The sequence below is a fragment of the Sphingomonas sp. genome, assembly GCF_042091075.1.
Taxonomy (GTDB): Bacteria; Pseudomonadota; Alphaproteobacteria; order Sphingomonadales; family Sphingomonadaceae; genus Sphingomonas.
Genome location: NZ_JBELIE010000158.1, coordinates 1 through 7,699 on the forward strand (window position 1 = coordinate 1; position 7,699 = coordinate 7,699).

The window sequence follows — 7,699 nt, forward strand, 5'->3', positions numbered from 1 at the left end:
TGTGCTCTTCCGATCTGACCGGCGTGCGTAAAGCGCCACTCGTGCGACGATCTGATCCGCCACCATATCCGACAGGCGCTCGAGCGCGCTGCTCTCGGCCGCGATCGTGGCATATTCGGAGCCGACCACATCGATCCCCGCATCCGATGCGGCGGTCGCATCGAGCAACACCGTACCCTGTGTCGTGTCGAGCAATTGATAGCGCGCGCGCAACGTCCGCCGCTCGCGCGACACGGCGTCGTCGGCCCGCACGCCCAGACCGACGATACGATCATCCAGCTTCACCGTAAGGCGATACCGTGCCGGCCCCTCGCCCACCGCATGAAGCCGGTCACGGAGTGCGTTGGCGACCAGCCATCCGCCCTTGCCCTCGATCGGTGCGACATCGATCCCGGCCATCAACGTGGCGACCGGACCAGCGGTGCTCCCCGAATAGAGCGGTTGCAGCGAACAGGCCGATAGCGTTGTCAGCATCGCCACGGGCAGAAGGCGGCGCATGCTCACGCGACGAGATTCACGAGCCGGTCGGGCACCACGATCACCTTGCGCGGCGGCTTCCCATCGAGCGCGCGCACGACCTTGTCCATCGCCAGCACCACCGCTTCCACCTCCTGGCGGGGAAGCCCCTTCGCCAATGTGAGCGTATCGCGCAGCTTGCCGTTGATCTGCACCGCGATCGTCACCTCGTCCTCCACCAGCAGGGCCGCGTCGACCTCCGGCCACGGCGCGTCCGCGATCAGCCCGCTTTCGCCCCGCGCCGCCCATGCTTCCTCGGCGATATGCGGCACCATCGGCGCCACCAGCCGCATCATGGTCGCGATCGTGGCGTCGCGCGATGCCGACGGAGCGGCCTTCTCGACGGCGCTGGTCAGTTCGTACAATTTCGCGACGGCCTTGTTGAACGACAGCGCCTCGATATCCGCCGCCACTCCGGCGATCGTCTGGTGCAGCTTGCGATCGAGCGCGGCATCCCGGCCCTCACCGCCGGCGGGCGCCGCATCGAACAACCGCCACAGACGCTGAACGAATCGCCACGCCCCCTCGATCCCGTTTTCGCTCCATTCCAGGTCACGCTCCGGAGGCGAATCGGACAGCATGAACCAGCGCACCGCGTCGGCACCATATTGGTCGACGATCGGCTCGGGATCGACCGTATTCTTCTTCGACTTGGACATCTTCTCGACCCGGCCGATCGTGATCGGCTGCCCGCTGGCGATCTCCATGCCATCGCGCACGTCCTCCGGCGCCAGCCAGCGCCCGTCCGCCGCTCGATAGGTTTCGTGCGTCACCATGCCCTGCGTGAACAGGCCGGTGAACGGCTCGGCGAGATCGATCAGACCGACGTGCCGCAACGCGCGCGTCCAGAACCGCGCATAGAGGAGGTGGAGGATCGCATGTTCGACCCCGCCGATATATTGCGCCACCGGCAACCACCGCTCCGCCACCGCGCGATCGAACGGCCGGTCCTGCGGCTGACTGGCGAAGCGGATGAAATACCACGATGAATCCGCGAACGTATCGAGCGTGTCGGTATCCCGCTGCGCCGCCGCGCCGCATCGCGGACAATCGACGTGTTTCCACGTCGGATGGCGATCGAGCGGATTGCCCGGCGTATCGAACGTCACATCCTCGGGCAGCACCACCGGCAGCTGTTCGCGGGGCACCGGCACTTCGCCGCACGCCGGGCAGTGAATGATCGGGATCGGCGTGCCCCAATATCGCTGCCGGCTGACGCCCCAGTCGCGCAGGCGATAGACGGTCGAGCCCTTGCCCCAGCCTTCATCCTCGGCGCGGCGGATCACCGCGCGCTTGGCATCCTCCACGTCCATGCCGTCGAGGAAATGCGAGTTCACCAGCGTGCCGGGGCCGGTATAGGCCTCCTTCTCCACAAACGCCGCGTCGGTCTTGTCCCCCTCAGACACCACGCGGCGGATCGGCAGCGCATATTTGGTGGCGAAATCGAAATCCCGCTGGTCGTGCGCGGGCACGCCGAAAACCGCGCCGGTGCCATATTCCATCAGCACGAAATTGGCGATGAAGACCGGCAGCTCACCTGCACCGAACGGGTGCGTAGCGGTCAGCCCGGTGTCGAAACCGAGCTTCTCCTGCGTTTCCAGTTCGGCCGCGGTAGTGCCGCCCTGCTTGCACCGCTCGATAAAGGCCGCTGCCGCCGGGTTCGTTGCGCCGAGCGCCTGCGCGATCGGATGATCCGCCGCGACCGCGACGAAGCTGGCGCCGAACATCGTGTCGGGGCGGGTGGTGAACACCTCGACGCTGCCACCGTCCGACAGCGCGAAGCGGAATTGCAGCCCCTGGCTCTTGCCGATCCAGTTTTCCTGCATCAGCCGCACCTTGTCGGGCCAATGCTCCAGCGCGTCCAGGCCGGTCAGCAGGTCGTCGGCGAAGCGGGTGATCTGCAGGAACCACTGCGACAACTTGCGCTTCTCGACCAACGCGCCGGACCGCCATCCACGCCCGTCGATCACCTGTTCATTGGCCAGCACGGTCATGTCGACCGGGTCCCAATTGACCGCCGATTCCTTGCGATAGACCAGCCCGGACTGATAGAAATCGAGGAACAGCGCCTGTTCGTGGCCATAATAGCCGGGCTCGCAGGTCGCCAGTTCGCGCGTCCAGTCAAGCGCGAAGCCAAGCCGCTTCAGCTGCGCCTTCATCGTCGCGATATTCTGCCGGGTCCACGCGCCGGGATGGACATGTTTCTCCATCGCCGCATTTTCGGCCGGCATGCCGAAGGCGTCCCACCCCATCGGATGGAGCACTTCGTGCCCGGTCATCCGCCGATAGCGCGCCAGCACGTCGCCCATCGTATAGTTGCGGACATGCCCCATGTGGATCTTCCCCGAAGGATAGGGGAACATTTCCAGTACATAGGTCTTCGGCTTGGGGCTGTCGTCGTCGGCGGCAAAGGTGCGTGCCGCGTCCCAGATATGCTGCCAGTGCGCGTCCGCCTTCAGTGCGTTGAAGCGCGAGGGGGTTTCCGATGCCATGTCGTGCCGGCGTGCCTCAGCCCGTGATCGCGCCGCGGCGCAGGTCGCGCGCGCGCGTCAGGATGATATCTTCCAGCTTCTGCGTCGTCGCCGCCTCCACCGGAGCGGAGATCCACTGGCCGTTGCGGTTCACCTCGCGCAAGGCGGCGACCCGCACCGCATCGGCGCGCAGATCCTGATCGAGGATCGAGACGGTCACCTTCATCCGCTCGCTCGGCAGCTGCGGATTAACGTACCAGTCGGTGACGACGACGCCGCCGTTGGAGTCGGTCTGCAGCAACGGCATGAAGCTGAGCGTGTCGAGCGTCGCGCGCCACAGATAGCTGTTCACGCCGATCGTCGTCACGCGGCTGGCGGCCAGATCACCTTCCGGCCGCGCGCTGCGACCGCCGCACGCGGAGAGCGCGAGCGCGACCCCGAGAGCGACCGCAAGACGCAGGGAGGGGCGCGTGGGGCGGAACATGGCATCGTCCTTCAAAGCAAACTCGATGCCGTTCGCTGTACCCGCCCCCTCTGCCCCCCGCAAGCGCGCCCGCTAAGGGCTTGTGCAAGGCCGTGCCGCAGCGAGTCGGCCAGCGCGACCCACTACCCGGAAGCTGATCGAGCATCGCATGGGTGGCGCGCCCATTCCACGCCTGCCAGGGGCAAAAAGCCGCATCGCGGGTCGTGGCCGCCGCCACAATGTGGACATCATGCAACAGCCGTCCGGAAACCTCGCTTAACGCGACGTGTGGCAGGCTGGACTCGGAACCGAATCGTGATAGGCCCGCTCTAGGATGCCAGCATGACGGATGCCGGTAACAGGGGACGGGAATCGCATCGTGGCCGCGGGTCGCCACATCGCTGTCGGTGTGATCGTAGCCTCCCTGGCTGCGGCCGCTGCCGCTGTGCCCACGCTTGGCACCGCCGACACGTCGGATCGTGGTGCCCGTCGCACGGCACCCCCGGTGATGCGGCTGGCAGGTTCGTTCACCCCGTCCGCCGCCGATCCCAAGCTTGCCGCGCTCCTCGGTCGCGGAGGGTTCGACTCCGGCAGCTTCCATTTTACTCCATCGGAAGCGCGCAACGGCAATCGCTCCGTCACGGTCGCGGTCCGCACGCGCTCGCCGAGTGCGGGGCGGGACGCTAACCGCTTCGCGGCGACGACGCCCACCGTCGGCGTCGCGCCGATCGCCTATAATCTGGGCGTCGCGGTGGGGTGGAAGCGGTTCGCGGTATCGGGCGATCTGGGCAAGGTCGATCTGGGTCCGTTGCCGGGTAGCCGCGAAATGGCGGATGTCGGCGTCAGCTATTCGGGCAATCGTTGGTCTGGGCGCGTGACGGCGGCGACCGACCGCGCCGCGCCGGGAACGGTCCGCGCGATCGACAACACCGCCAGCTATTCGCTCGATGTTGGCGGCAGCTATTCGCTGACGCGCAACCTGGACCTGACGGCGGGGATGCGGTTGAAAAGCGAGCGTGACCGTCTCACCCGTGTCGAAGACGATCGTCGCGACAGCCAGGCGATCTACGTCGGGACCGCGTTCCGCTTCTAAAGGTCCGCCGCCAGCGCCGTCGTGACGCGCGTTTCGACGATCCCGCGCGACTCTGTCACTTGCCCCAGGCGTCGATCGCCGCAAACCCGGCGAATCCCAGTCCGCGCGCCCGCCGCCAGCGTCGCTCATCCATGCCACCCAGCGCGATCACCGGCACGCCCAGCCTCCGCGCAATCGACGCCGCCCGCAGCGGCCCGATCGCCTTGGCCCCTGGATGGCTGCGTGTCCCGAACAGCGGCGAGACGAACAGCAGGTCCGCCCCGGCCCGTACACCGCGAACCGCCTCGCGACGATCATGCGCTGGCCAGGTGACGATGCCGCCACCGCGCCGCGCATGCACCCCCTGCTCGCCGCGCATCCGCCGCTCGCCCGCGCGCACCACGATCAGCCCGCGTCGCTGCGCCACCCGCCGCACGCGATCGAACAGTCGTCGGCGTTCGATCGCCGGGGTGGCATAATGGCGGAAGATCACCCCGCCCCCGCGCGGCAGCCGCTCCAGCGCGCGCCACAACCCCTCACCTTGCCGCTCATCGGTCATCAGCCAGCGAGTCGGCAGGGTTCGTAGCGGGCGAGCGGCCCGCGCGACGGGGTGGCGGCCACGCATCCCGCTGCCTATAGCGCCCCGGATGACCGCTGACGACCAGCTTGCCGCGATCCGCGACCGCATCGCCCGTGCCGCCCGCCTCGCGCGCCGGGCGCCCGAGGACGTCACCCTGATCGCGGTATCGAAAACGCACCCGATCGACGCGATCCGTCCCTTCCTCCTCGCCGGCCACCGCGACTTCGGCGAGAATCGCGTGCAGGAAGCCGAACAGAAATGGCGCCCGCTGCAGGAGGAGTTCGGCGGGACGCGGCTGCATGTGATCGGCCAGTTGCAATCGAACAAGGCGGCGGAGGCGGTTGCGATCGCCGATGCGATCCACAGCGTCGACCGTTCCTCGCTGATTTCGGCGATCGCGCGCGCAATCGACGCCACCGGGCGCCGCCCCGCCTGTTTCATTCAGGTCAATATCGGGGCGGAGCCGCAAAAGGGCGGCTGCGCGATCGATCATCTGCCCAGGCTGCTGGCGGAGGCGCGCGCGGCCGGCCTGCCCATCGCGGGGCTGATGTGCATCCCCCCGGCAGGGGTGGACGCCGCACCCTATTTCGCGCTGCTGGCGAAAATCGCGCGGGAGGAAGGGGTCGCCGGGCTGAGCATGGGCATGTCCGACGATGTCGACACCGCGGTCACGCTGGGGGCCACGCATGTGCGCGTCGGCTCGGCGCTGTTCGGGGCACGCGCATGATCGCCGCGCCTCGCCGCGTCGCCGCGCTGCTGTTCGACTTCGATGGCGTGCTGATCGAAAGCGAGGCGAGCGGCAATCGCCACATCGCCGATTATCTGACCGCTATCGGCCATCCGACCAGCGCGGAAGAGTCGATGGCGCATTTCATGGGGCTCGCCGGCCCGCCATTCCTCGAGGCGGTCGAACGCTGGATTGGGCGCCCCTTGCCGGACGATTTCCACCACCAGCGGCAGCGCGAGAACGAACGTTGCCTGCTGGACGGGATCGAGGAAGTCGCCGGTGCGGTGGCGTTCGTCCGCTCGCTGCCCGTAGATTTGCCGCGCGCGGTGGTCTCGTCCAGCCGGGTGCGCTGGATCGCCACCCATCTCGATCATCTCGGCCTGGCCGACGCCTTCGGATCGCATCTCTATTCCGGCAGCGAACATGTCGCCAACGGCAAGCCCGCGCCGGATCTTTACTGGCTGGCAGCGGAAAAGCTCGGCGTCGCGATCGAGGACTGCGTGATCATCGAGGATTCGCCCGTCGGTGCCACCGGCGCGGTGGCGAGCGGCGCGTTCGTCATCGGGCTGGTCGCTGGCTCGCATTGTGCCCCCGATCACGGCGAGCGGCTGCGGGCGATCGGCGCACATGCGATCGCGCGCGATTTCGACGAAGTGGCGGCGATCCTGGCGCTGGCGAAGGCTTAGGCCGGATCGATCCGCCTCCATCGTTCCCGGCGATCGCCGGCGCGACACATTATAACTGGTGCCCGGTCCGGTCTCGCTTGGTCGCGAGATAGCGTTCGTTGTGCGGATTGGGCGGCAGCGCGTGCGCGACCCGCTCCAGCACGGTCACCCCCGCCGCCGCCAGCCCCGCCACCTTCGCCGGATTGTTGGTCAACAGCCGGATCCGGTCCTGCCCCAGCAGCCGCAGCATCTGCGCCGCCACGCCGAAATCGCGCGCATCAATCGCGAAGCCCAGCCGCGTATTGGCGTCCACCGTATCATAGCCCTGATCCTGCAGTGCATAAGCACGCAGCTTGTTGACCAGCCCGATCCCGCGCCCTTCCTGTCGCAGGTACAGCAGGATGCCCCATCCCGCCGCCTTGATCGCCTCGATCGCCGCATCGAGCTGCGGCCCGCAATCGCATTTCAGGCTGCCCAGCACATCGCCGGTCAGGCATTCGCTGTGCAGCCGCACCAGCGGCGGCTGACCGTTGGGGGCGCCGATCAGCAGTGCGACATGCTCGTCCGCGCTTTCGGGCGAGCGGAAGGCGGCGATCTCGGCATCCTCCGCCTGCGCCACCGGCAGCCGCGCGCGTACCGCCAGCGTCAGCCGCGTCGCATCCTCATGCGCGTCGATATCGGCGATCGTGATCGTCACCTCCGGCGTGGCGGTGCCGCCGACGAAATAGGCGGGCAGCAGCCCCGCGATGCGCGCCAGCCGCAGTGCCGCCGCCCAGGCCAGAGGCTGGGTCACCGCCAGCGCACGGAACGGTCCCTTGAGCGGGGTTGCCAGATCCAGCTGCGGATCCGCCAGCGCGGTCGCGGTCGCCATGTCGAACCAGGGTGCCCGATCGACCAGCACCGGCAGATCGGGGTCCGCCGCGCCGAGCTGATTGGTCAGCTTCAGCGTTTCGGCACGGCCACTGGAAATCAGCAGCCGATAATCGCCGAATGCCGCCAGCCGCCCCGCGTCCGCCGTCTCGACCGACAATAGCGTCTGCAGCGTCCCGTCGTCCCCGACGATCGCGATCGGCCAGCCGCGCCGCATCGCGTCGATCGCGCGTGCCGCGTTGCGGGCCTCGCTCACCAGTCAAACTCGGTCATGATCGGCACATGGTCCGACGGCTTCAGCCAGCTGCGGCATTCCTCGAACACGTGGTGCGCAC

General features: G+C 67.9%; 8 protein-coding genes and 1 pseudogene. 3 read left to right on the plus strand and 6 right to left on the minus strand.

Going from position 1 to position 7,699, the window contains the following annotated elements:
* The 3 genes from lptE to ACFDSW_RS13665 form a co-directional block, all read right to left on the minus strand.
* A partial coding sequence (gene lptE, locus ACFDSW_RS13655; protein ID WP_375250832.1) for an LPS assembly lipoprotein LptE occupies positions 1-498 on the minus strand: 498 nt, incomplete at its 3' end.
* Positions 499-500: 2 nt separating this feature from the next.
* Positions 501-3,008, minus strand: coding sequence for a leucine--tRNA ligase (leuS, locus tag ACFDSW_RS13660; RefSeq protein WP_375250833.1), 2,508 nt, complete (start codon positions 3,006-3,008; stop codon positions 501-503).
* A gap of 16 nt (positions 3,009-3,024) precedes the next feature.
* Positions 3,025-3,471: a DUF3576 domain-containing protein gene (locus ACFDSW_RS13665; protein ID WP_375250834.1), complete on the minus strand. Its 447-nt coding sequence runs from the start codon at positions 3,469-3,471 to the stop codon at positions 3,025-3,027.
* Positions 3,472-3,895: 424 nt separating this feature from the next.
* On the opposite strand from ACFDSW_RS13665, the gene ACFDSW_RS13670 reads away from it, so the two are divergent.
* Complete coding sequence (locus ACFDSW_RS13670) at positions 3,896-4,543, plus strand: hypothetical protein (protein WP_375250835.1); 648 nt, start codon at positions 3,896-3,898, stop codon at positions 4,541-4,543.
* Positions 4,544-4,598: 55 nt separating this feature from the next.
* Here ACFDSW_RS13670 and ACFDSW_RS13675 read toward each other — a convergent pair whose 3' ends face one another.
* A complete protein-coding gene (locus tag ACFDSW_RS13675) occupies positions 4,599-5,147 on the minus strand; it encodes a thiamine phosphate synthase (RefSeq protein ID WP_375250836.1) in 549 nt (182 codons plus the stop codon).
* A gap of 22 nt (positions 5,148-5,169) precedes the next feature.
* Here ACFDSW_RS13675 and ACFDSW_RS13680 point away from each other — a divergent pair, with 22 nt between their 5' ends.
* Positions 5,170-5,829 carry a YggS family pyridoxal phosphate-dependent enzyme gene (locus tag ACFDSW_RS13680; protein ID WP_375250837.1) on the plus strand — a complete coding sequence of 220 codons (660 nt, stop codon included), beginning with the start codon at positions 5,170-5,172 and terminating at the stop codon, positions 5,827-5,829.
* Positions 5,826-6,515, plus strand: coding sequence for an HAD family hydrolase (locus tag ACFDSW_RS13685; protein WP_375250838.1), 690 nt, complete (start codon positions 5,826-5,828; stop codon positions 6,513-6,515). The genes ACFDSW_RS13680 and ACFDSW_RS13685 overlap by 4 nt, the downstream gene beginning before the upstream one ends.
* A gap of 49 nt (positions 6,516-6,564) precedes the next feature.
* Here the strand turns inward: ACFDSW_RS13685 and ribA are convergent, their stop codons facing one another.
* Both ribA and ACFDSW_RS13695 read right to left on the minus strand, forming a co-directional pair.
* Entirely contained in the window at positions 6,565-7,581 is a 1,017-nt protein-coding gene (gene ribA, locus ACFDSW_RS13690) for a GTP cyclohydrolase II (protein ID WP_375250839.1), read from the minus strand.
* Positions 7,582-7,616: 35 nt separating this feature from the next.
* A pseudogene (locus tag ACFDSW_RS13695) lies at positions 7,617-7,699 on the minus strand (exodeoxyribonuclease III); the annotation flags it as partial.

Coding starts and splice junctions, on each gene's coding strand:
- leuS (WP_375250833.1), bottom strand. CDS start 3,008: ATGGCATCGGAAACCCCCTCGCGCTTCAACGCACTGAAGGCGGACGCG.
- ACFDSW_RS13665 (WP_375250834.1), bottom strand. CDS start 3,471: ATGTTCCGCCCCACGCGCCCCTCCCTGCGTCTTGCGGTCGCTCTCGGG.
- ACFDSW_RS13675 (WP_375250836.1), bottom strand. CDS start 5,147: ATGCGTGGCCGCCACCCCGTCGCGCGGGCCGCTCGCCCGCTACGAACC.
- ACFDSW_RS13680 (WP_375250837.1), top strand. CDS start 5,170: ATGACCGCTGACGACCAGCTTGCCGCGATCCGCGACCGCATCGCCCGT.
- ACFDSW_RS13685 (WP_375250838.1), top strand. CDS start 5,826: ATGATCGCCGCGCCTCGCCGCGTCGCCGCGCTGCTGTTCGACTTCGAT.
- ribA (WP_375250839.1), bottom strand. CDS start 7,581: ATGCGGCGCGGCTGGCCGATCGCGATCGTCGGGGACGACGGGACGCTG.